The 1,588-nt window shown below is 69.5% G+C and carries 1 protein-coding gene; it reads left to right on the forward strand.

Going from position 1 to position 1,588, the window contains the following annotated elements; translation table 11 throughout:
* Window positions 1-163: 163 nt before the first annotated feature.
* Window positions 164-1,588, forward strand: a 1,425-nt coding sequence (locus tag FXN61_RS49355; protein WP_223165923.1) for a flavin-containing monooxygenase, incomplete at its 3' end; no start/stop codon positions are given.

A 1,588-nucleotide genomic window follows, 5' to 3' on the forward strand; every position in this document is an offset into this window, starting at 1 on the left:
ATGGTCGCCGCCTCCGTGCCGCTGCTCCGCATGACGACGGCGGCGGACAGCCGGTCGGCCGCTGCGGTCCCCTTCCAGGCCGGTGAGGCCAGTCCCAGGTGAACACCAGACCAATACGTTCGATCGCAGAGACGACCGGACAGCGGAGCAGAAGGGCGGGTTCGTGGCAGACATCCAACACGACACGTGCGTGATCGGAGCGGGCCCCGCCGGGCTCGCGGTGGCCCGCGCTCTGGCGGAACGGGACCTCCCGTACACGCACGTCGAGCGGCACACCGCGCCCGGCGGCATCTGGGACATGGACAACCCCGGCAGCCCGATGTACTCCTCCGCCCACTTCATCTCCAGCAAGACCCTGTCGGGCTTCGGCGGCTGGCCGATGCCGGACCACTACCCCGACTACCCGTCGCACCGCCAGGTGCTGAGCTACCTGAGGTCCTTTGCCGACGCGTACGGGCTGACGGACCGCATCGAGTTCGGTACCGAGGTCCGTGACGTCGACAAGAACTCCGACGGCACCTGGACTGTCACCAGGGCCGACGGACGTAGCACCGTGCACGCGCAGGTGGTGGTGTGCACCGGTTCCCAGTGGCACCCGAACATCCCCGAGCTGCCGGGGAACTTCACCGGCGAGGTCCGGCACGCGAACGGCTACCGCGACGCGACCGAACTTCGCGGCAGGCGCGTGCTCGTCGTCGGGGCGGGCAACTCCGGGGCCGACATCGCCTGCGACGCGGCACGGGCGGCCGACCACGCGGCGATCAGCATGCGCCGCGGCTACTGGTTCATCCCCAAGCACGTGTTCGGCCGCCCCGTCGACACGCTGTCCAGCGGCGGGCGGAAGATGCCGATGTGGTTGGAGCAGAAGGTCTTCGGCGCACTGCTGAAGATCATCGAGGGCGACCCCACCCGGCTGGGTCTGCCCGCGCCGGACCACCGGCTGTTCGAGACGCACCCGGTCATCAACTCGGTGCTGATCCATCACCTGCGGCACGGTGACATCACCGCCAAACCCGGCATCGCCCACACCGACGGCACGACCGTGCACTTCTCCGACGGCACCTCGGACGACTTCGACCTGATCCTGCTCGCGACGGGCTACCGCCACGCGGTTCCGGTGGCGCAGCGGTACTTCGGCGACGAGCAGCACCCGGACCTGTACCTGTCGGTGTTCTCGCGCGAGCACCGCGGCTTGTGCGGCGTCGGGTTCATCGAGACGAACTCGGGCGCGTACCGGCTGTTCGACCTGCAGGCGCAGCTGATCGCCGCGTTCGTCCACGACGGACAGCGCGGGCTCGCCAGCGCCGACCGGTTCGCGGGCATGATCCGCGACGACCGGCCCGACCTGAGCGCGGGCCTGAAGTTCGTCGCCTCACCCCGCCACACCGGCTACGTCGACAGCGGTGCGTATCTGAAGCACGTCACGAAGCTGGCCAAGGAAATGGGCTGGCCGACCGGGGGCCGGTCACCGGTCCCCGCCGTCTTCCGGTACGAGGATGCGTTCTTCGCCGATCCCGTGGTGCGCATGGGAATTCCGGGCGTCGAGTACTTCGCGCACCCGTGGATGCTCGGCCCGCGCGCCGCCAAG

Source organism: Lentzea indica (assembly GCF_012184385.1).
Classification (GTDB): Bacteria; Actinomycetota; Actinomycetes; order Mycobacteriales; family Pseudonocardiaceae; genus Lentzea; species Lentzea indica.